Below are 19,317 nucleotides of genomic sequence, written 5' to 3' on the forward strand. Positions count from 1 at the left end.
ATGGATGCCGGTCGAGCGCCGATCGGGCCAGGGACGGCCCGTCGGCGCGTACCTCCGGAGCAAGCCCGGAGCGAGGGAACCCCCGGAGCGCAGCGCAGGGGGCCGGATGATGGGAGCAGGCGGTTTTTGGTTACTTTTTTCCAAGAAAAAAAGTAACCCGCCGTAAGGGCGGAAAGGTGACGAAAAGCCACCATCGTCAACGAATGCGCATACATCTGCGCAAGCCACCAACCCCCAAGCCCTCAAGTCAGAAGTAATAAGGGAACTTCAAGCTAAACGAAAAATCCGGCGCATCATCGGTCAACCCAATCGCCAGGTTAGGCACAATCGTCAAGTTCTCGGACGCCGCAAAGGTCAACCCGATGTTGAAGTTGGCCGCGTTGTAATCGCTGTTGGTAATCGACTGCCAATCCCCCCCGTCCTGCCTGATCTTGCTCTTGCGGGCAAACTGGTCGGTCACCGAGAACGACATGCTCATCTTCTCGTTCAGGGCAAAGGCAATCCCCCCACCGATCTGCCACGAATCCCCCAGTTTCACATCGCCTGGCACTTTGCTATCGACCGCAGAGCTGATGTCGTTAAACGAGTCCTGCAGGTTGTAGGTGTAAGAGAGGCTGCCGAACAGCACTGCCGGGTCGAAGGTCTTGACCAGCGAAATGCCCGGGGTCACCGACCACACGCCGTTGCCGGTAGGCAGGCTCTCCGGCACCGCCAGGTTGTCGTTGCCAGCCACCTCGCGCAGCTTGATGCCGTACGGGTCCTTGCCGGTCGGCGCCTTGACCCGCAAGGTGAACACCGCATCCGGCAGGCTCTCGGACTCGTCGAGGAACTTGTAGGCCACGCCGACGTTGATGTCGCCCAAGGTCGGGTCGCGGGTCACGCTGGCCTCGGACTCTGACTGGCCGGAACCACCGGCCCCGCCGGATGAATAGGTTGAATCGCGATAGACGATCGGCACGTTTATATCGAACTGCCAACGCTGCGCCACGTTGTAGCGGGCGGTCAGGTCCAGGGTCCAGTTGTCGGCCTTGATCCGGTCGATGTTGATATCACCCAGGAAGATCGAATCCAGCGCCAGAAAACCGTTGAGCACCAGGGCGCGGGTGTCGTAGTGGGTGTAGGTGAGGCCGGTCTCGACACTGAACTTGCCGCCGCCAAAGAAGCCGCTGGCCTCGTCGTACAGGTTGGACACGCTTTGCGCAGGTTCCGAGTCGTCCTTGAGCGACTGCCCATACGAGCTGCCCGACCCTGCCGCAGCCACCTGGCCACCCCTGGTGGGCTCGGCCGGGGACTTGACCAGGCGCTTGGGCTGCGGCGCCGGCGGCGCCTCTTCGACCTGGCGCAGGCGCTGCTCCAGCACCATCAACGCGTTCTGCTGCGCTTCGTAACGTTGCTTCAATGCCAGCAATTCCTGCTTGAGCGCCTCGACCTGAGGGTCGGCGGCGGCCTGCAACAATGTGGCAGGCGCCAAGGTGGCCAGGCAGACTACAGCTCTGAACGTAAACGATCGATGCATGGGGGAGCCGTCCCTTCAGGCTTCAGAGAATGCAACAGAGCGTAGATCAGTAACCCAGGGCGCGTAGCCCCTTGAGCTGGTCAAGGTTGTTGGTCAGTGCGCCACCCGACGGAATATTGTCGCGCAGCACCACGTTGAGCGAGGTGATGTTGCTGACCTGGTTGCCATTGCCCAGCAGCGTGGTGTTCTGCATCAGCCCGCCCTGGGCCAGGCGCTGCGCGGTGCTGCCCTGGTTGTTGCCGGCGACGATGTTCAACTGCACGCCGCCGCTGGTGGCGGAAACGCTCATGGAACCTGCGCCATTGGCGCCTACCAGCGTCGAGCCCGGGGCCAGTACCTGGCCCTGTGGCGTATCGCCGCTGCCCTGGCTGCCCTTGCTGACCTTGATGTCGACGTTGTTCCACGCCGAGTTGTTGTCACCTGCGGCGCGGACCACCTGGGTCACGCCTGTGGTGTTGTTCAGGCCGCCACCGCCGGTGACGGTGCCGGTACCTTGGTTTGTCGAGGTGCCGGTGCCTTTTTCGTCGATCATGGTCACGTAGAACTGCGGCTTGATCGTCGATTGCTGGATCTGCATCGTCGACGTGGCGCCGATCACCTCGCCGTTGGCGTTCTGCCAGGTGCTGGTCATGACGATGCCAAAACTGACGATGCGCCCAGGCATCACGTAACGCCCGCGCAGGTTGGCCAGTTCCTGGTCTTTGAGCTCGATCGGCTGGAACGTCTGTGCCTGGATCGGCAGGCTGACCGCCAGGCACATCAGGGTCAGCCAGGTTGGAGTCTTCATGGGATGCTCCCGGAGCCTCATGCCCCCTTTTAGTTAGAAGAAATCGCTGCGAATGAAGCCGAAGTCCATCAGTTCGGAATCCTTGACCGGTGCAAAGTTGTTGATGCGGTTCTTGGCGGTCAGTGGCTGTGGCGGGTCGAGCAGGGCGTTGGCCTTGTCATAGCCCTGGCCGATGACGGCGAAGATGATGCCGTTCCAGCCCTTGACGAAGTCATCCACCTTGAAGCGCTTGTGGCCCAGCACCGGGTCACCGATGTACACCCAGCCGCGGTCGACCTTCTGCAGCACCACGAAGTGCTTGTAGCCGCGGATGTCCATCAGCACCACCACCGGAATGCGCACGTCGTGCAGGGTTTCCGGCGCCACCCGGTAGCCGCGGGCACGCATGCCGATGCTTTCCACGTAACGCTTCATGTCCAGCATCGAGAAGCCCTGGGTCCGCACCAGGTCCTGGTCGGCGTGGGCCAGCATGCCTTCGATGATGTCGTGCTCGCTGACATCCAGCCAGTAGGCCTGGCGCAGGATGGTCGCCAGTGCGGCGGCGCCACAGCTGAAATCGGTCTTCTGCTGCACCAGGTCGGCGAACTTGCGCTCGCGTACGCTCTGGATCGGCTTGAACACCACCGCGCCACCCGGAAGCACCGAAAGCGGCATCTGCGCCGCTTCGCTGGTGGTACTCAGGCTGGCCAGGCAAAACAGCATTGCCAGTGCAGGAATGCGCATGTGCTAACGCCTTCTGGTTGCGGCAGGGCATCGCCGGCAAGGCGGCTGCCGAATGCATCGGAAGCCGCCTTGCCGGCGATGGGGGCCGCCAGGCGGCCCCTTGCTGCACTACGGTCAGAACGAGGTGTTGGAGATGGCCAGCGAGTTGCTTTGCTGGTTGCCCACACCGGAGGCCACGTTCACGCCCAGGTTGCCCGAGCTACCACTGACCGAATTGTTCAGGGTGGCGGTGTTGTTGACCACGTTCGACCAGCCGTTAGGCGTCAGCTTCTGGTACGAAATGGTATTGCTCAGGTCCCAAGTGGTGGACTCGCTGTAGCTCTTCACCACATCCTTGCTGGAGGTCGAGCCACTTTCGCCAGAGTTGGCGTAGTTGGAGTCGTAGGCTTTCTCGAACGACGAGTCGTAGGTGTGGCCCTTGGTGGTTTCGACGTTGCCGTTGAGCGTGGCGTTGAAACCGTCGCTGGTGCTTACGCTACGGGTGCGGTCGCCGTTGCCATTGTTGAAGGTGACGGCATGGCCGGTGTTGAGCGAGCCGTCGGCGCTGGCGGTGAGGGTGGCGCTGCTGGTGGAGTTGGACTCACCCGACTTGCTGCCGTTGGCGTCGAAGTGCGAGGTGCCGCCATTGCTCCAGTTGGCCGAATCGGTCTTGTCGACCTTCAAGTCGGAGTTGTGGGTGAACGAGGCCGAGCCACTCTTGGTGTTGGTCAAGGTCACGGTCTGCACGGTCATGTTGCGGTCGGCGTAGTTGTTGACCGTCAGGCCCGGGCTGTTCTGGTCGGCGCTGGCAGTGGCGGTGGAGTTGCCGCCGCGTGGCGAGCTGGCGTTGGCGATGGCCATGGTGTTTTTCTGCTGGTTCAGGTCGCCGCCGGCGACGTTGATGCCCATGTTGCCTGAACCACCATTGCCCGAGCCGCTCATGATCGCCGACGAGGTGGTGTTGTAGTTGGTGACCTTGTTGTCGTTGCTGTACTGCTTGACCGTGGAGGTGGCATTGGCGCTGCCGAACACGAAGGCCCCGTCGATGTCGGCGGCGCTGGCGTTGGCGATGGCGGCGGCGTTGTCCTGCTGGTTGCCGCTACCGGCCGCCACGTTGACGCCGACGTTGCCGCTGGCGCCGGTGGCCGAGCCGCTCATTTCGGCGCGGTTGATGGTGCCTTCGTTGAGGATGCGGTTGCCTGTGCTGTTTTGCACATCCGTGGCCTTAGCCGTTGCACTTACCGGAACGACGGGGGGGCCATGCCGGTCGCGCCGGTCGTTCTGCCCCGCCTGTGCAGCTACAGCCATGATCGCAGCAATTGCGAAAACCAGAGGCTTGATTGCCATCGAAGGTTTCATGGTGACTCTCCGTGCTATGTGTAGGTCAAGTGTTGTTGGTGACTGCCAGGGTCAGTTGGCGACCCGCACGCTCAGGGTGTTGGCCGTTCGGTTGCCCACCCCTGCGCTCTGGTTCAACTGGATCACCCCACGGCTACCGGTGAAGGCCTGGTCGCTGGTGCTGACCTGGCGATAGCCGGTTGAGGTGTCGGTTGCCCCGGAGTTGTTGACCAGCGTCACGTTCTGCTGCATGAGGACGCTGTCATCGAGACTGAGCGGTTGCGCGCTGACACTCAGGCGCACCGCGTTGGCTTGCTGGTTGGCGGCGCCGGCGCTCTGGTTGACGCCGAGGATGCCGTTGCCGCCGCTGAAGGCGTTGCCCTGGATACTCGCCCCGGCGGCCATCGACGGGTCGACTGTGGCCTGCACCTGCTGGCGTACCTGGGTGTTGGCGCTGGCGGCATGGCCCAGGGCGATGGCCCGGGCATTGGCCTGCTGTTGCTGGTCGCCGGCGGCCTGGTTGACCGACAGCACGCCCTGGTAGCGGGCACCGGAGGCGTCGATGGTGGAGGTATTGACCACCGGTGGCTGGGCGAAGGCGGGCAGGGCGAAGGCGGTGGCGAGAATCAGCACAGGCTTCATGTCATTTGCCCCCCGTCAAAACGTTCAGCCCGCTCATGCCGCGCTGCACGCTGGAATTGACCATGTTGGCGATGCTGGCGCCGCTGCCACTGCCGCGGCCGCTGGCCATGTTCGGCAGTTGGGTCTGGTTGTTCAGATTGCCGCCCAGGTTGTTGGTCTGCTGCAGCACCATCGCGTTGATCCCGGCGCCGCTGCTGATGCCGGCGAAGTCGCCGTCGCTCAGTTCCCCGGTCTGGCGCACGATGGCTGCCGAGGGGTTGGCGTTGATGGCAAGCGGGTTGGGGTCGGGGATCAGCGGGGCGCGGGTGGCCATGCGGGGCTGCACATCACGCAGGACGATGATGCGCCCGTCGCCGGCATGAGCGGGCAGGCTCAGGGCCGAGCCCAGGGCGCAACCTGCCAGCAGCAGGTGGGTGAAGCGGGTGGCTTTGTCGAGTGTTCCCACGGTGGCCATTCCTTCTTCCGGGCGCTGTCAAATGTCAGCGTTGCCGGATACAGGGCAGAAGCCGTGCCAGTTTTGTTTTTATTCAGGGAATCAACAACTTGTGGGAAAGGGCGGGCGCTGGGGTGGGCCAGGTGTATCAGCGCTGAGACGATCTACGCGTGAACCTGGCTGCAAGCCCCGTAATACGGCGGTTGTGAACGGTTCGTGAAAACCTGTCTCAGGGCTGAGACAGGTTCCCCATTTCTGGCGTAGCCCCCAAGGAATGGGGGTTTTGCGAAAAGCGGCTGTCTCAGCCGGTTAACACTCGGTGGCGCAAGCTGGCAGCTGGCCATTAAGCAGGTGGGCCACCGCGGCCAAGGCTGCCGCGCTGCGCTGAGGCCAATCGCCTTCGATGACCTGGAACGGCCGCTGGCGGCTCTGCAGCCAGTCAAGGCTGTCCTGGAAGAACTGCTGGCGTTCTTCCAGCCGGGGCTGGCAGCGCAGGCCGTCGCCAACCCAGTCCACGCCCTCGGGGCGCAGCAGCAGGTGCAGGTCGTAGCTGCGTGCGTCGAGGGCCTGTTCGACCCAGGCTGGGCAGTCGCCGAACAGCGCGCGGCTCCACAGGATGTTGCTCAGCAGGTGGGTGTCGAGAATCAGCAGCGGTGGGGCCTGCAGGCGCCCCTGGTCTTCCCACTGCAGCTGCCCGCGGGCAATGCTGGAAATGTCGGCGTAACAGGTATCGCGCTGCTCGCGCTCCATGAAATGGCGCACGTACTCACCCACCACCACGCCGCCGAAATGGGCCTGGATCTCGCCGCTCAGCCAGCTTTTGCCGCTGGACTCGGGGCCGCACAGCACCAAGGTCTTCATGCGCCGGCCAGCGCCGGGTCGCGGCGCCACTCCAGCCAGCCACGCACGGCAATCAGGGTGAACAGGGCGTACAGGGCGGCGGTGAGGTACAAGCCCTTGTACAGGAACAGGCCGACGAAGATCACATCCACCACCACCCACAGCGCCCAGCATTGCAGGCGCTTTTGCGCCATCCACAGCTGCGCCACCAGGCTGAAGCCGGTCAGCGCGGCATCCAGCCACGGCTGGGCAGCATCGGTGAAGTGCGCCATAGCTGCGCCCAGTGCCACGCTTGCCAGCAGGCCGGCGGCCAGGCCCTTGAACAGCGCTGCCGGGGCCAGGCTGGTCACCTGGCGCGCGTCCTCGGCCCGGTCAGGGCGGGTCCATTGCCACCAGCCGTACAGTTGCAGCACGGCGTAGACCAGTTGCAGCAGCATGTCCGAATACAGCTTCACCTCGTAGAAGATCCAGCTGTACAGCACCACCATCACCAGGCCGATAGGCCAGCACCAGGGGTTCTGGCGCACGGTGAGCCAGACGGCGATGACGCCGAGCGCGGCGGCGAAGAGTTCGAGGCCGGACATCGGCGATCCTTGAAAGGGTGTGGGGCGCGGATTGTAACCTGAACGGCAAGCCAGCCACAGGGCCTCGATGCAGACACGCAAGTTGCACTTTGCCACCTGATATTTTTGCCAGTAGTGCCGGCGAAGGTTGGCTTTTAGACTTTTTGGGCAATAACGCATGTTTCCCTATTGAGGCCAAACTCATGAATACTTTGGCAGGAAAAGTGTTGCCCGCGTTCTTGATCCCGTTGTTATCCTACGCCTCGCTGGCCAGCGGCGGTGCCTGCGAAGATGTCGCGCAAAACATTACCTATTGGTACAACAATACGGTCGACGGTTGTGGGGACGACCCGGCGTCCGATTGTTCAGGGGTGTTGTTGCGCGGCACTCACCGTGCGGCAAACGGCGAATATGATGTGTGGAACCCCAGCCCTCCTTCGGAGAAGTCCGGTGGTATTTCGGCATCCTGGATGCGACGTGACGGTATCGAATACAAGGACCCGGGGATGAAGACCAGCAACGGCATCATCTTCAAACCGCGGGACTTCCAGGCCGAAAACGAGAAGATCAACATCCTCTGCGCCTACCCGCTGGACGCATGGACCGACCACCGCACCCAAGCCGGTTGCGGCGACTTCACCGAGCCGGTCGCAGCCAACCGCCAGAGTTGGGACCGTAATGTCGAGCGCTCGTGCTTTGACAGTGGCATCAAACCGGGGACCGATTGGAAAACCCAACATTACGACAAGTTGAAAACCAGTTGGACGGACAAGCACAAGCAACAGTGTTACTTCGACATGAAAACCCAATACCGACGTGACGCATTCCTGCAGTTCATTCGCGCCCGTCAATCCATCGCCACGACCGACGAGGCGATGGAGACCCAGACTGAAGTGCGTCTGGAAACTTGGAAGAAAGATGCCCCGGTGCCAATCGCTGCGTTTTTCTACAGCGATGCAAGCGGGCTTAAGGAAGCGCAAGACAACCAGCGGGACTATTTCAAAAAGACCGGAAAATGGGTACCGGTGATCCGCATGGACTTCCCACAAACCGCGCAAAGCCAGGCGAAGTTTTCCTGTGCGGCCAATACCCAGGCGCAGGCCGCGCCGCCAGCGCTGGAGAAGGGCAGTTGCCCGTCCTATATAGAGAGTGCCAAGTGGGTCACGCGCGATGACCCGTTCCTTGGCAAGGATACCCTGACGCTGGCGGTGACCCCGACTGACTGCGGGCGCAAGATCGGCCCGGAACAAACCGATGCCATGTACGCCGAGCTGTTCAACAAGTACTCGCGCGACCCGCAATGGAGCAAGTACGGATACGGTGGCAGCATGCGCCGCCAACTGGTCTGTCACCTGACCGCCACCGTCGATGGTGCGGCCGTGCGTGACAAACCGGCCTACAACCTTGAGCCGGCACGTCCCTACGTTTCCAATGAGGCGGCTATTGCTGAAGGGTGCAACCCCTACTGAAGCGCAGCAGCTGCCTGCCGGTGGCGGTCCGCAGTACCGGCAGGCAGCCTCAGATCGAATTGCAGCCCTGTGCCTTCGCTTGGGCCTTGCTCATCGTCGGCCGATACGGCTCCAGGTTACAGTCGGCCTTGGCCCAATGTGTCCTTACACGCGGAACTGGCGCAGCAAACCCTCCAGGTCCTCGCTCAAGCGCGCCAGTGCGCTACCGGCATCGCTGGACTGGCGCGCTGCCTCGGCGGTGTCCTGGGACAGCCCGGCGGTTTCGGTGACATTGCGGTTGATCTCTTCCACCACGTGGGATTGCTGCAACGTTGCGCTGGCGATCGAGGCGTTGAGTGCACCCAGGGTGTTCAGTGCCTGGCTGATGGCATCCAGGCTGGTGCCGGCCTCGCGGGCCTGGGCGACGGTCTGGCGCGAAGCCTCGCTGCTGGTGTCGATGGCCCTGACCGCTGCCTCCGACTGCCCCTGCAGGTGCTCGATCATGGTCTGGATCTCGGCAGTGGACTGGGCGGTGCGCTGGGCCAGCAGGCGTACTTCATCTGCCACCACCGCAAAACCGCGGCCCTGCTCACCGGCCCGGGCTGCCTCGATGGCGGCGTTCAGTGCCAACAGGTTGGTTTGCTCGGCAATGGCGCGGATCACCTCAAGCACGCCACCGATCTTGGTGCTGTGGCTGGCCAGTTCGCGAATCACCTGCACCGCCTGTTCGATGGTCGCCGAGAGCCGGTCGATCTGCTGCAGGCTGCCATGGATGGCTTGCTGACCGTGGTCCACCTGCTGCTGGGCATTGCGCATTTCGCCTGCGGCCTGCTCGGCGTGCTTGGCCACATCGTGCACGGCATAGGTGACCTCGTTGATGGCGGTGGCCACCTGGTCCATCTGCAACGACTGCTGGGCGCTGCGGGCCTGGGCTGCGCCTGCGTTGTCGCCGACATGCCCGGCCGACTCGGCCAGGGCATGGGCGGCGCCCTGCAACTGGCCGACCACGCCCTGCAGCTTGCCGTTGAAGCGGTTGAAATGCTCGCCCAGGTGGCTGATCTCGTCGCGGCCGTGGGTGTCCAGGCGCCGGGTCAGGTCGCTCTCGCCGCTGGCGATGTTGCCCATGGCCTGCACCGCCTCCTGCAGCGGGCGGGCGATGCTGCGGGCAATCAGCATCACCACCAGGGCCATCAGCAGGGCGATGCCCAGGCCCACCAGCGAGGCGTCGCGCAGTTGCCGGGCGAACTCGGCCTGCACGTCGTCGACGTAGACGCCCGAGCCGATGATCCAGCCCCAGGGCTTGAACAGCTGGATATACGAGGTCTTGGGCACCGGCTCGCTGGCGCCGGGCTTGGGCCAGCGGTAGTCCACCGGGCCTGCGCCCTGGCTGCGGGCCAGGGCGACCATTTCGTTGAACACGGCAAAGCCGTCAGGGTCGCGGATGGCCGACAGGTCCTGGCCGTCGAGCTTGGGGTTGGTCGGGTGCATGACCATCTTCGGTTGCAGGTCATTGATCCAGAAATAGTCGTTCTGCTCGTAGCGCAGCCCGCGCACCACCTGCAGCGCCTGCTGCTGGGCGGCTTCGCGGCTGAGGGTGCCGGCAGCTTCCAGGCCCTGGTAGTAGGCCAGCACGCCGGCGGCGGTCTGCACCACGTGGCGGGTTTTCTCGGCCTTGGCCTGGTACAGGTCGCCATGGATCTGGCGCAGCATCAGCAGGCCCAGTACTACCAGCATGGCCACGGCGACCAGCAGGATCAGCCACAGGCGGCGGCTGATCGACATCGATCTCAGGGTCTTCATGATGCGTTACTCCGGTGTTGTTCTTTTTATCGAAGGCATCCAAGCACGCTTTGCCGCTGGCCCCCACTCGACCAACGGCTAATCTGGCGTATATGACATGTGATGTTGCAGGTAACACAGGTGTCGTAATGGTCCCTCTGATAGGATCTCGGCCGCGCCAGATGAAACCTTTAACGCACTGAACTTTTCCGCTGGCATTGCACCCAAGGGTCGCTGTAAAACGGCGTCGCCGCGTGCGGTATACATTTGCAAATCAAAACAGAGAGGCCAGCCACCGGCTGCGCCTCCATGGGGGAATGATGGATTTTTGGAGTGCCTTGCAGGCAATCATCCTGGGTGTGGTCGAAGGCCTGACGGAGTTTTTGCCGATTTCAAGTACCGGGCACCAGATCATCGTCGCCGACCTGATCGGTTTCGGTGGCGAACGCGCCATGGCGTTCAACATCATCATCCAGTTGGGCGCCATCCTTGCGGTGGTGTGGGAGTTTCGCCGCAAGATCCTCGACGTGGTCATTGGCCTGCCGACCCAGGCGCCGGCCCGGCGTTTCACCGCCAACCTGCTGATCGCCTTCATGCCGGCGGTGGTGCTGGGGGTGTTGTTCGCCGACCTGATCCACGAATACCTGTTCAACCCGATCACCGTGGCGGCGGCGCTGGTGGTGGGCGGGGTGATCATGCTGTGGGCCGAACGCCGCCAGCATCGGGTGGAGGTCGACCATGTCGACCAGATGAGCTGGCAGCATGCGCTGAAAATCGGTTTCGTGCAGTGCCTGGCGATGATTCCGGGCACTTCGCGCTCGGGCTCGACCATTATCGGCGGCCTGCTGTTCGGCCTGTCGCGCAAGGCGGCCACCGAGTTTTCGTTCTTTCTGGCCATGCCGACCATGGTCGGTGCAGCGGTGTATTCGGGCTACAAGTACCGCGATCTGTTCCAGCCGGGTGACCTGCCGGTATTCGCCCTGGGCTTCGTGGTGTCGTTCATCTTCGCCATGATCGCCGTGCGCGCCTTGCTCAAGTTCATTGCCAACCACAGCTATGCGGTATTCGCCTGGTACCGCATCGCCTTTGGCCTGCTGATCCTGGCCACCTGGGAGTTCGGTTGGGTCGACTGGTCGACGGCGCACGCTTGATGGCCCGGGCGCAAAGCGCAGAGCCAGGCGTGCGCAATGTACGCCTGAAGCTGCTGGTGCTGGCTGCACTGTGCCTGTTACCGCTTTTGGGCGGGCTGCAGATGGGCCTGAGCGGGCAGTCCTGGCTGGCGCTGGCGCTGTACCCGCTGGTGAGCCTGGTCAGTGTGATGCTGTATTGGCAGGACAAGCAGCAGGCCCGCGGGCAAGGCTGGCGCACGCCAGAGAAGGTGCTGCATGCCAGCGAGCTGCTGGGGGGCTGGCCGGGGGCTCTGCTGGCCCAGCAGCTGTTTCGGCACAAGACTCGCAAGTTGTCGTATCAGCTGGTGTTCTGGGGGATTGTGCTGGTGCATCAGGTGTTCTGGGTTGATCGGCTGTTTCTGCATTTGAGTGGGTTTTGAGGGGCTGTTACGCGGCTTGTTTTGATTAAGGGCCATCCCTTCAAAATCTTCGCAGTTTTCTGCTCTATTCAAGATTGCTGGGGCCGCTTCACGGCCCTTTCGCGACACAAGGCCGCTCCTACAGGTGACCGCGAATCCCTGTAGGAGCGGCCTTGTGTCGCGAAAGGGCTGCGAAGCAGCCCCAGCAAGCCCAAGTCGAGCGCCACGCCCGCCTCACAGCAAAAACGTCTCCCGCCGTTCCTCAAACCCCCTCATCTCCCCATGCGCCAACAACTGCCGAATCCACGGCGCCAGCAAGTCCTGCGGGCTGTCCAGCGGCGTTGGCAGCAGGGCAAAGCGCCCTCGGTTGGCACTAACACCCTCGAGAATCCGCCGGTCCTGCCTGAGAATTACCGCGAACATCGGCTGCAACACCGCTCGCTTGAGCCACCCCGGCAAGCGCCCACGGGCCGTGGCAATACGTGCGAACAGGCGCAGCTCACCGGCGCCTGCCGGCACCAGCCAGGCACTGACCAGCAGGTTGAGCCCGCCCTGGCTGTCGCGGTACTCGATCTCGGCCAGCCCCGGCAAGCGAAAGCGCCCCATGCTCAAACCGCGCTCACCCTCGAACAAGCGCGAGATCAACCCCGACTGCGTGCGCTCTTCGCTGTACTGCGCCTCGACGCCATCCTCCAGCGCATGCATCCAGGCCCGAATCTGCTGACGCTTGCGGTCATGGCGTATCCACCCGGCGTGGACGAAATGGGTATGAAAGCCGTCGAGGAAGTTCTCCGCCGCATCCTGCAAGGTGCAGCGCACCTGGTCGCTCATCCAGAACACATCCAGCGCCTGGGCTTGCCCGGCGGGCGCAATTGGTGGCGCCTGCGGCGGCTCGGGGTCAAGGCTGGCCCACACCAGCCCGTGGGCTTCGCAGCTGTGCAGCGCCTGCAGCAGCGGCTGGCTGCAGCGTTGTTGCAGGCGGCCGGGCAGCTGGGTGCAACGGCCCTGGGCGTCGAAGCGCCAGCCATGGTAGGGGCACTGGATCTGCCCATCACGCACCTTGCCCGCGCTCAACGCCGCATGTCGATGCGGGCAGCGGTCGGGCAGCACGGCAGGTGTGCCCGCGCCATCGCGAAACACCACCAGCGGCTCACCGTGCAGGGTGCAGGCCAAAGGCTGGTGGCGCAGTACGTGGCTCAGGGCGACCGGCCACCAGCCGGCAGGTTTTTTCACAGTTTGAGCTTCCTCATCAAAGGCACGCCGATGCGTTGCAGCAAGCTGGCCAGTACCTGCCAGACCAGGCGCCGCCCCAGGGGCAGGTGTGCCACGTACACCATGCTGTACTCGATCTGCGGCTGGCCGCCGCGCAGGCGCTTGAAGGCTGCGGCGCCGGAGCTGAAGTTGAGCACCTGGCGGCGCTCCACCGCCTCTTGCAGGCACAGGCGGGTCAGTTGCCGGTACAGGCCGGCGCGCTGGGGCAGGGCGGTGTCGTAGCCGACGATCGGCGTGCTCAGCAGCGTGTCGTTGGCAAACCAGCCCAGCGCCCCGTCGATGCGGCCCTCGGCGTTGCGCAGGGCGCGCAACTGCAACCAGCCCTCGCGTTGCCCGCGTTGTAGCCAGGCAGCGCTGTAATGGGGGTTGAGGGGGCTGTATTTGTCGAGGTAAAGCAGGTTGTAAAGCTGCTCGATACGCTGAAAATCGGCCTCGGCCAGTGCCTCGCCGGGCACCACGCTATAAGGGCTGCGGCGCAGCAGGGTGGCATCCAGGCAGGTGTTGTGGCGGCGCAAAAAAGCCGACTGCTCACCAAGGCGTGCGTCGAACAGGTACACCTGGCGGCTGGGGATGGCCAGGTAACCCAAGGCTTGCAGGCGTTGGCGCAGCGCGGCATTGCTGAAGTCGTTGAGCGAACGGAACGCCAGGCCATGGTCGGGGAAGCGGCTGCGCAGCAGCCCGGTGATCTGCGCAAGCTCAGCACCGGCCCACTCTGCCGGGTACAGGTTGGTAGACAGCAACCAGTTGTTCACCTGCACCAGGCGGTCGACCTTGGCAGCACCGAGCAGGCGGTCGACGGCCAGGGTCAGGCACTTGAGCGGCCAGGCCAGCCAGGGGCGGCGCAGGCGTTGCAGCTCTTCGCGGGCGTAGCCGCTGTAGGCCGTCTGCGGCGACACCACGTAGCAATTGCCGGCAGGTTCGGTGCCCTGGTTGATACTGACCGGGAACTGGTGCTCACCGATATCGAGCAGGGCCAGTGCGGTGCTGACATTGCCGATCAGCGCACCGCCGGCGCAGCTGCTGACGTAGTGCCGAGCCAGGCTGTCGCCTGGCTGGGGTGCCTGGCCGGCCAGCTCCTCGGGCATCAGCAGCTTCATGGGCGCGGCCCTTGCAGCGGTTGGCCGTTCCATTCGATGTCGGCGGTGGAGGCTGCCAGCAAGCCGCAGCGGCGGGTCGCCGCACGGGCGATGATCTCGGCCAGGCTCAACACCTGGGCAAGCAGTGGCCCACGGTCGCCACCCTGCACGATCACATCCCGGGCTGCGCGGTAGTCGTGCCAGAAGCCCGCTTGCAGGGCCTGTTGCGGCGCGGCCAGCAGCCACATGGCCAGGGCGATCATGCGTGGCTGCAGGCTGGCCTGCAGTACGCCCAATCCATCGTCACTCAGCGCGGCCACCAGTTGCCTGCGCTGGTCGTCGAACAGGTGCACGCCACTGGTGGCCCTGGGGTTGCATTCGAGCACATGGAAGCGGCCCTCGGCGTCTTCGATGAAATCGAAGCCCACCTGGCCGGTGTAGCCGGTGGCGTTGCCGAACTGCTCGACGAAGGCGCGCACCGGCGCGGGTGCGCAACTGTCGAAGTAGATGCCCGAGCCACGCCCGACCCGGTAGCGCGGCCGGTAGCTGGCATGGGCACGCAGTTGGCCGCCCACCAGCACGCTGAAGCTGCAGTACTCCTGCCCGGCGACGAAGCGTTGCGCCACCCATGGCGCCGCAGCGCTGGGGCGAACCTTGGCCAACTGCGCAGGGCTTGGCCGTACCAGGGTCTGCGAGGCAAAGCGCGAATAGGCCGGCTTGAACACCAGGGCATCATGCTCACTGGCCCGCGCCTGCAAGGCGCCGAGGTCATGCAGCACTTGTGTCGGCGGCGCGGCCACGGCCCAACCCCGGGTCATGACCGCGAAATCGCCCTTGTGGTGCAGCCGGTGCAGCAGCGCGAAGTCGCTGGTGAATACCCGGCACAGCGGGCGCAGACGTTCCAGGCCGTGAGCCAGGTAGAACACCTCTTCACAGGTGGGCAGCAGCAGGTCGATGCGCTGCTTTTGAATGACCTGAGCCAGGGCGTCGACCCAGGCATCGGGGTTGTGTCGGGGCTCGGGCAGGCGCACGAAACACTCGGCCGCCCGGCTGAAGCGGCTCAAGGGCTGGCCCAGCGAGTCGCCGACAGTGACCGCCCAGCCGGCTTCGGCAAAGGCGCGGGCCCACTCCAGGCAGGCCGGGGCGCGGGCGCCGAGAATCAATACACGCATGGCATTCCTTCGGGCAGTTGCAGCATCAGCAGGCGGCGGCGTTTGCTTTGCGGCGGCGGTGCCTGCCAGCGGCCAAAACTCAGGCGCGGCGCCTGCAGTTGTAGCTCATGGCACAGTTCGTTCAGCGCAGCGCTCACGCGTTGGGCCAGGTTTTCAGGGGTGTCGCTGGTGCGCAGGTCGATTTGCCAGTGCATGCCGTGCTGGCGTACCTGGTACTCCTCAAGCGTTGGCCCCAACAGCAACAGGGCGCGGCGCAGCACATCGGGGTACAGCGGCGCCAGTTGCTGGCAGTGCAGGCGCGGCAGCCACAGCACCTCGTCGGCGCGGCCCTCGACGGCGGCGATTGCCCGCTCGGCGCTGCCACAGGGGCAGGGCGCCTCGGCCACCCGCAGGATGTCATTGAGGCGGTAGCGCACGATCAACTGGGTGCGCCGGGAAAAGTCGGTGATGATCGGCTGAAAGCGCGTGCGCCCGGCATCCAACCACTGCGGCTCGATATGCAGGTGGCTTTCGTTCAGGTGCAGGGTGCCGGCCTCGCAGGTGTAGCCGAGAAAGCCTTCGCTGGCCTGGTAGATCTGCTGCGGCCTGCGCCCGAAAGCCTGCTGCACCCGTTCGGCATCGGTGCGCTCCAGCACCTCGGCCACTGACAGGATGTGCAGCGGGCGAATATTCAGTTGCCCGGCCAGCGCCGCCTCGGCCAGCCCGCGCAACACGGTGGCCGGCGCCACCAGTACGTCGGGGCGTTGCCGCTCAAGGCTTTGCAGCGACGCCGCCAGGCCTAGCGTGAGGTCGTGGAAGGCGAAGTCGATGCGTCGGCTGGCCAGGGTGGTGTACAGGCGGCTGTTGGCGCGCAGGTAAAAGGCGATGCGCAGCGGCGCCAGCCAGGGGCACACCAGCCTTGGCAGCAAGGCCCGGGGCAGGGTGCGGGCCAAAAGGATACCGGCCCAGCGTTGGCGCTCTTCGCTGCTGACCAGAAACACGCCTTGCGCACCCGAGGTACCGCTGGACAACCCCACGGTGATATCGCCCAGGGTCGGGCTGAAATCCCGCGAGTGTTCTGCCGTCAGGGCAATCGGCAATACCTGTTCAAGGCTCAGCCCGCGGGTATTGAACCCGGCGAAGTCACCCATCAGCGTCTGCTTGTCCATTAACGGCAAGCTCTGCAAGCCCGCAGGCTGCGCACCTTTGAAGCGCTGGCCGCGGGGCAGCACCTGCGCCATGAAATGCGCCAGGCGCCGGGCCTGCCAGGCTTCGAGCCGTTGCCGGCTGCGAAAGCGCAGGGCATAGCGGCTGAACAGGAACGCGCCGATGCTGCGCAGGGTGCCGATCAAACGCTCACTGTTCACGGCTGAACGCCTCCCAGGCCTGGTTGCAATGGGACGGCAGCACCGCCACGGCGGGCTCCCGGCGCAGCAGTTCGCCGACCCCGGCAAAGGTCTGTTGATACTGCCGGCGATCGGCGCTGGCAAACCACAGCGCCGGGGCTGCCGGCAGGCGCCCGGCACGGCAGGCCGGCGCCGACCAGCAGGCATCGGCCACCAGAAACGCCGGCCGGTCCTGGGCATCGGGGATGAACAGCCCCAACTGGCCAGCGCTGTGCCCGGGCAGCGGCACGCCGACCAGGCTGGCATCGCCGAACAGGTCCAGGCCGTGCTCGAACGGCGCCATCCAGCGCGGCAGGTCGCAGCGCGGGCTGGCATCGGCCAGTTGCAGGCGGGCGGCGAAATCCTCCGGCAGCAAGGCCGGCAGATGCCCGCCCAGGGTGGCCCGCCAGCGTTTGCCGCGCAGTTGCTCAAGGTGCTCGCAGTCGGCCTGCAGGGCGATGAAGCGCGCCTGGCTGAAGGTGCGCAGGCCGGCGATGTGGTCGGCGTGAAAGTGCGAAATGATCACATAGCGGATGTCCGCCGGGCGGATGCCCAAGGCGTGCAGCTGCGCTGTCAGTTGCTCGGCAGCCGGCAACTGCACCGGCACGGCGCTGCGGTACAGGCGCTCGGGCAACTGGCGGGTGGCGTGGAAAAAGTGCTCGGCATAGCCGGTGTCGTAGAGGATCCAGCCATGCTCGGGGTGGCGGATCAGCCCGCACAGGGCCGGGAACTGTACCGTTGCCAGGCGCCCGCCACGGTCGGCCATGCACTCCAGGTGCCGGCACCAGCCGGCACGCAAAATGTGCAGTTGCACGCTACGGCGCATCGGTTGCCTCCTGGTGGGCCTGCCACCACTGCGCATACCGGGCAATGCCTTCGGCCTGGCTGATGACCGGGGCATAACCCAGCTCGCGGCAGATGGCGCGGGTGTCCAGGGTTTGGCTGAAGGCCAGCACCCCGGCGCCGTAGCGGGTAATCAGGGGTTCTGCGCCGTTGCCCAGGCGGGCCTTGAGCTCCAGCAGGTGCGCCACGCCATGCACCAGGCGCCAGGGCAGCCGGCGGGTGCGCAGCGGCAAGTGCAGGTGCGTGGCCAGTTGCTGCAGCAGTTCGGCGAAGGCCATGGGCGTGGCATTGCTCAGGTTGTACAGGCACAAAGGGCGCGGCAGCGGGCGGGTCAGCGCCAGCCATACCGCGTGCACCAGGTTCTCCACGCAGGTCAGGTCCAGTTGCGCCTGGCCACCGCGCATCAGCGGTATCGCGCCGCGGCGCATCACCCGCAGCAGGCGCGGCATCAGGGTCTGGTCCCAAGGGCCGAACACGGCGCGGGGCCGCAGAATCACGCATTCGGGTAGTTGCGCCTTGGCCAGCAGCGCTTCGGCCTGGGCCTTGGTGCGCGCGTATTCATTGACCGGGGTGGGCAGCGGCTGGTTTTCGCGGATGCCCAGGCGGTCAGTGAAGTCGAAATACAGGCTGGGGGTCGACAGGTGCACCAGCCGGGGCACGGCATTGGCCTTGCAGGCGTGAACCACCTCGGCGGTGGCGTCGAGGTTGGCCTGGCGGAACGCCTGCGCCGCCCCCCAGGGCGATGACAGTGCTGCGCAATGCACGATGGCCGCGCAGCCCTGGCTGGCCTCGGCCAGGCGCTCGGCCGCCTGCGCGCTGCCATGCTCCAGGGCCAGCCACTGTGCAGGCGCCGGGCTTTGCGCAATGACCTCGGCAGCCGCCGTGGCGTTGCGCCCGCTGAACAGTACCTGGCAGCCCTGTGCCGCCAGGTGCCAGACCAGATGCCGGCCGATGAAGCCGGTACCGCCGGTGATCAGAACCTTCATCAGAACTCCAGCACCAGGCCGCCGAGGGACAGGCCGGCACCGGTGCCGATCAATAGCAGCCGCTGCCCGCGCCGGATGCGCCCGTCGTGCACGGCGATGTCCAGGGCCGTGGGCAGCGACGCCGCCACCTGGTTACCGTGGCGGGCGAAGATGTCGATGACCTTGCCGGGGCTCATGCTCAGGCGCCTGGCGGCATGGGCCATGGCCTGCTGGCTGGCCTGGTGCGGGATAACCCAGTCGATCTCGGCCAGGCTGAGCCCGGCTTGGGCGAGCAAGTCGTTGAGCAGCGCAGGCAGGTGTTTGGCGGCCAGGCGAAACACGCCTTTGCCGTGCATGGCAAAGCTGGTCAGCGGGGCGAAGGGCTGGTCGATGCGCCGGGGGTGAAAGCGCGAGCCGCCGGCCGGGATCTGGCACAACTCGGCGCCCTCGGCGTAGGTTCTGAGCCGTGAGGCGAGGATGCTGCCGCCGCCCGGGCCGAGCACCACGGCTGCCGCGCCGTCACCGAAAATGCCGCTGACCTCGACCTGCTGCCAGTTGAGCCCGCACGAGGCGATATCGGCGCACACCACCAGCACACGGCGGTACTGCCCGGCCTGGATCGCCCAGGACAGGGTGTCCAGCGCTGCGATGAAGCCCAGGCAACTGGCATTGATGTCCATCGCCGGGATGCCGGACTGCCCCAGGCCCAGCTCGCGCTGCAGCAGGGCAGCGTTGCACGGCATGCCTTGGTCTTGGGTGCCGTTGGCGCAGACGATCAGGTCCAACTGCTGCAGCGTCACACCCGCTGCCTGCAAGGCCTTGTGCGCCGCCTGGGCGCCGAGGGTTGCGGCGTTGTCTTCGTGGCCTGCGACATGCCGCTGCTGCACCCCGCTTATACGTTCGACGCTGCCTGGCGCCAGGCCCAGCCTGTGGTCCAGCTCGGCGCTGGTCAGCACCTGTTGCGGCAGGCTGTGGCCGGTGCCGAGGATAGCCAGCGAACGGGCAGGGCGGGGGGATGACGCGCGAGGGTGCATGAATGATCCGTCAGT

Annotated in this window: 19 protein-coding genes and 1 pseudogene; 3 read left to right on the forward strand and 17 right to left on the reverse strand. The window is 65.1% G+C overall.

What is annotated here, in order from left to right:
• Positions 1-247: 247 nt before the first annotated feature.
• The 8 genes from ACI2KK_RS22265 to pnuC all read right to left on the reverse strand — a co-directional run bounded on the left by ACI2KK_RS22265 (position 248) and on the right by pnuC (position 6,842).
• Positions 248-1,516 (reverse strand): hypothetical protein, encoded by a 1,269-nt coding sequence (locus tag ACI2KK_RS22265; protein ID WP_404670621.1) that lies wholly within the window; start codon positions 1,514-1,516, stop codon positions 248-250.
• 46 nt (positions 1,517-1,562) lie between these two features.
• Positions 1,563-2,303: a hypothetical protein gene (locus ACI2KK_RS22270; RefSeq protein ID WP_404670622.1), complete on the reverse strand. Its 741-nt coding sequence runs from the start codon at positions 2,301-2,303 to the stop codon at positions 1,563-1,565.
• Between the two features lie 33 nt (positions 2,304-2,336).
• Positions 2,337-3,026, reverse strand: coding sequence for a C39 family peptidase (locus ACI2KK_RS22275; protein ID WP_217838719.1), 690 nt, complete (start codon positions 3,024-3,026; stop codon positions 2,337-2,339).
• A 114-nt stretch (positions 3,027-3,140) separates the two neighbouring features.
• On the reverse strand, positions 3,141-4,364 hold the full coding sequence (locus ACI2KK_RS22280; RefSeq protein ID WP_404670623.1) for a heme utilization protein: 1,224 nt from the start codon (positions 4,362-4,364) through the stop codon (positions 3,141-3,143).
• Between the two features lie 51 nt (positions 4,365-4,415).
• Positions 4,416-4,985, reverse strand: coding sequence for an adhesin (locus ACI2KK_RS22285; RefSeq protein WP_404670624.1), 570 nt, complete (start codon positions 4,983-4,985; stop codon positions 4,416-4,418).
• Position 4,986: 1 nt separating this feature from the next.
• Positions 4,987-5,430, reverse strand: a complete 444-nt coding sequence (locus ACI2KK_RS22290) for a hypothetical protein (RefSeq protein WP_404670625.1) — start codon at positions 5,428-5,430, stop codon at positions 4,987-4,989.
• Between the two features lie 297 nt (positions 5,431-5,727).
• The gene (locus ACI2KK_RS22295; protein WP_404670626.1) at positions 5,728-6,279 is read right to left on the reverse strand and encodes an AAA family ATPase; all 552 of its coding nucleotides are present in this window, start codon (positions 6,277-6,279) and stop codon (positions 5,728-5,730) included.
• Complete coding sequence (gene pnuC, locus ACI2KK_RS22300; RefSeq protein WP_404670627.1) at positions 6,276-6,842, reverse strand: nicotinamide riboside transporter PnuC; 567 nt, start codon at positions 6,840-6,842, stop codon at positions 6,276-6,278. The genes ACI2KK_RS22295 and pnuC overlap by 4 nt, the downstream gene beginning before the upstream one ends.
• 182 nt (positions 6,843-7,024) lie before the next feature.
• On the opposite strand from pnuC, the gene ACI2KK_RS22305 reads away from it, so the two are divergent.
• Entirely contained in the window at positions 7,025-8,290 is a 1,266-nt protein-coding gene (locus ACI2KK_RS22305; protein WP_404670628.1) for a DUF2599 domain-containing protein, read from the forward strand.
• Positions 8,291-8,434: 144 nt separating this feature from the next.
• Here the strand turns inward: ACI2KK_RS22305 and ACI2KK_RS22310 are convergent, their stop codons facing one another.
• Positions 8,435-9,169 carry a methyl-accepting chemotaxis protein gene (locus tag ACI2KK_RS22310; RefSeq protein WP_404670685.1) on the reverse strand — a complete coding sequence of 245 codons (735 nt, stop codon included), beginning with the start codon at positions 9,167-9,169 and terminating at the stop codon, positions 8,435-8,437.
• Between the two features lie 138 nt (positions 9,170-9,307).
• A pseudogene (locus tag ACI2KK_RS22315) lies at positions 9,308-10,069 on the reverse strand (cache domain-containing protein); the annotation flags it as partial.
• A gap of 299 nt (positions 10,070-10,368) precedes the next feature.
• Between ACI2KK_RS22315 and ACI2KK_RS22320 the strand changes: the two are divergent.
• Positions 10,369-11,199, forward strand: a complete 831-nt coding sequence (locus tag ACI2KK_RS22320; protein WP_217885017.1) for an undecaprenyl-diphosphate phosphatase — start codon at positions 10,369-10,371, stop codon at positions 11,197-11,199.
• Entirely contained in the window at positions 11,199-11,597 is a 399-nt protein-coding gene (locus ACI2KK_RS22325) for a DUF1294 domain-containing protein (protein WP_404670686.1), read from the forward strand. Before ACI2KK_RS22320 ends, ACI2KK_RS22325 begins: the two co-directional genes overlap by 1 nt.
• Positions 11,598-11,810: 213 nt before the next feature.
• Here the strand turns inward: ACI2KK_RS22325 and ACI2KK_RS22330 are convergent, their stop codons facing one another.
• Genes ACI2KK_RS22330 through ACI2KK_RS22360 form a run of 7 tightly spaced genes read right to left on the reverse strand, consistent with a single transcriptional unit; the run spans position 11,811 to position 19,302 of the window.
• On the reverse strand, positions 11,811-12,809 hold the full coding sequence (locus tag ACI2KK_RS22330; RefSeq protein WP_404670629.1) for a Rieske 2Fe-2S domain-containing protein: 999 nt from the start codon (positions 12,807-12,809) through the stop codon (positions 11,811-11,813).
• Positions 12,806-13,945 (reverse strand): hypothetical protein, encoded by a 1,140-nt coding sequence (locus tag ACI2KK_RS22335; protein WP_404670630.1) that lies wholly within the window; start codon positions 13,943-13,945, stop codon positions 12,806-12,808. Before ACI2KK_RS22335 ends, ACI2KK_RS22330 begins: the two co-directional genes overlap by 4 nt.
• On the reverse strand, positions 13,942-15,096 hold the full coding sequence (locus ACI2KK_RS22340) for an ATP-grasp domain-containing protein (RefSeq protein ID WP_404670631.1): 1,155 nt from the start codon (positions 15,094-15,096) through the stop codon (positions 13,942-13,944). The genes ACI2KK_RS22335 and ACI2KK_RS22340 overlap by 4 nt, the downstream gene beginning before the upstream one ends.
• Positions 15,084-16,442, reverse strand: a complete 1,359-nt coding sequence (locus ACI2KK_RS22345; RefSeq protein WP_404670632.1) for a F390 synthetase-related protein — start codon at positions 16,440-16,442, stop codon at positions 15,084-15,086. Before ACI2KK_RS22345 ends, ACI2KK_RS22340 begins: the two co-directional genes overlap by 13 nt.
• Complete coding sequence (locus ACI2KK_RS22350) at positions 16,432-17,286, reverse strand: MBL fold metallo-hydrolase (RefSeq protein WP_404670633.1); 855 nt, start codon at positions 17,284-17,286, stop codon at positions 16,432-16,434. Before ACI2KK_RS22350 ends, ACI2KK_RS22345 begins: the two co-directional genes overlap by 11 nt.
• Positions 17,276-18,289: an NAD-dependent epimerase/dehydratase family protein gene (locus tag ACI2KK_RS22355; RefSeq protein WP_404670634.1), complete on the reverse strand. Its 1,014-nt coding sequence runs from the start codon at positions 18,287-18,289 to the stop codon at positions 17,276-17,278. Before ACI2KK_RS22355 ends, ACI2KK_RS22350 begins: the two co-directional genes overlap by 11 nt.
• Positions 18,289-19,302 (reverse strand): beta-ketoacyl-ACP synthase 3, encoded by a 1,014-nt coding sequence (locus ACI2KK_RS22360; RefSeq protein ID WP_404670635.1) that lies wholly within the window; start codon positions 19,300-19,302, stop codon positions 18,289-18,291. Before ACI2KK_RS22360 ends, ACI2KK_RS22355 begins: the two co-directional genes overlap by 1 nt.
• Between the last annotated feature and the right edge of the window lie 15 nt (positions 19,303-19,317).

Origin of the sequence: Pseudomonas sp. NPDC089406 (assembly GCF_044900265.1) — a bacterium.
Taxonomy (GTDB): domain Bacteria; phylum Pseudomonadota; class Gammaproteobacteria; order Pseudomonadales; family Pseudomonadaceae; genus Aquipseudomonas; species Aquipseudomonas fakonensis.

Coding starts and splice junctions, on each gene's coding strand:
- ACI2KK_RS22265 (WP_404670621.1), bottom strand. CDS start 1,516: ATGCATCGATCGTTTACGTTCAGAGCTGTAGTCTGCCTGGCCACCTTG.
- ACI2KK_RS22270 (WP_404670622.1), bottom strand. CDS start 2,303: ATGAAGACTCCAACCTGGCTGACCCTGATGTGCCTGGCGGTCAGCCTG.
- ACI2KK_RS22275 (WP_217838719.1), bottom strand. CDS start 3,026: ATGCGCATTCCTGCACTGGCAATGCTGTTTTGCCTGGCCAGCCTGAGT.
- ACI2KK_RS22280 (WP_404670623.1), bottom strand. CDS start 4,364: ATGAAACCTTCGATGGCAATCAAGCCTCTGGTTTTCGCAATTGCTGCG.
- ACI2KK_RS22285 (WP_404670624.1), bottom strand. CDS start 4,985: ATGAAGCCTGTGCTGATTCTCGCCACCGCCTTCGCCCTGCCCGCCTTC.
- ACI2KK_RS22295 (WP_404670626.1), bottom strand. CDS start 6,279: ATGAAGACCTTGGTGCTGTGCGGCCCCGAGTCCAGCGGCAAAAGCTGG.
- pnuC (WP_404670627.1), bottom strand. CDS start 6,842: ATGTCCGGCCTCGAACTCTTCGCCGCCGCGCTCGGCGTCATCGCCGTC.
- ACI2KK_RS22305 (WP_404670628.1), top strand. CDS start 7,025: ATGAATACTTTGGCAGGAAAAGTGTTGCCCGCGTTCTTGATCCCGTTG.
- ACI2KK_RS22310 (WP_404670685.1), bottom strand. CDS start 9,169: ATGGACCAGGTGGCCACCGCCATCAACGAGGTCACCTATGCCGTGCAC.
- ACI2KK_RS22320 (WP_217885017.1), top strand. CDS start 10,369: ATGGATTTTTGGAGTGCCTTGCAGGCAATCATCCTGGGTGTGGTCGAA.
- ACI2KK_RS22325 (WP_404670686.1), top strand. CDS start 11,199: ATGGCCCGGGCGCAAAGCGCAGAGCCAGGCGTGCGCAATGTACGCCTG.
- ACI2KK_RS22335 (WP_404670630.1), bottom strand. CDS start 13,945: ATGAAGCTGCTGATGCCCGAGGAGCTGGCCGGCCAGGCACCCCAGCCA.
- ACI2KK_RS22340 (WP_404670631.1), bottom strand. CDS start 15,096: ATGCGTGTATTGATTCTCGGCGCCCGCGCCCCGGCCTGCCTGGAGTGG.
- ACI2KK_RS22350 (WP_404670633.1), bottom strand. CDS start 17,286: ATGCGCCGTAGCGTGCAACTGCACATTTTGCGTGCCGGCTGGTGCCGG.
- ACI2KK_RS22355 (WP_404670634.1), bottom strand. CDS start 18,289: ATGAAGGTTCTGATCACCGGCGGTACCGGCTTCATCGGCCGGCATCTG.
- ACI2KK_RS22360 (WP_404670635.1), bottom strand. CDS start 19,302: ATGCACCCTCGCGCGTCATCCCCCCGCCCTGCCCGTTCGCTGGCTATC.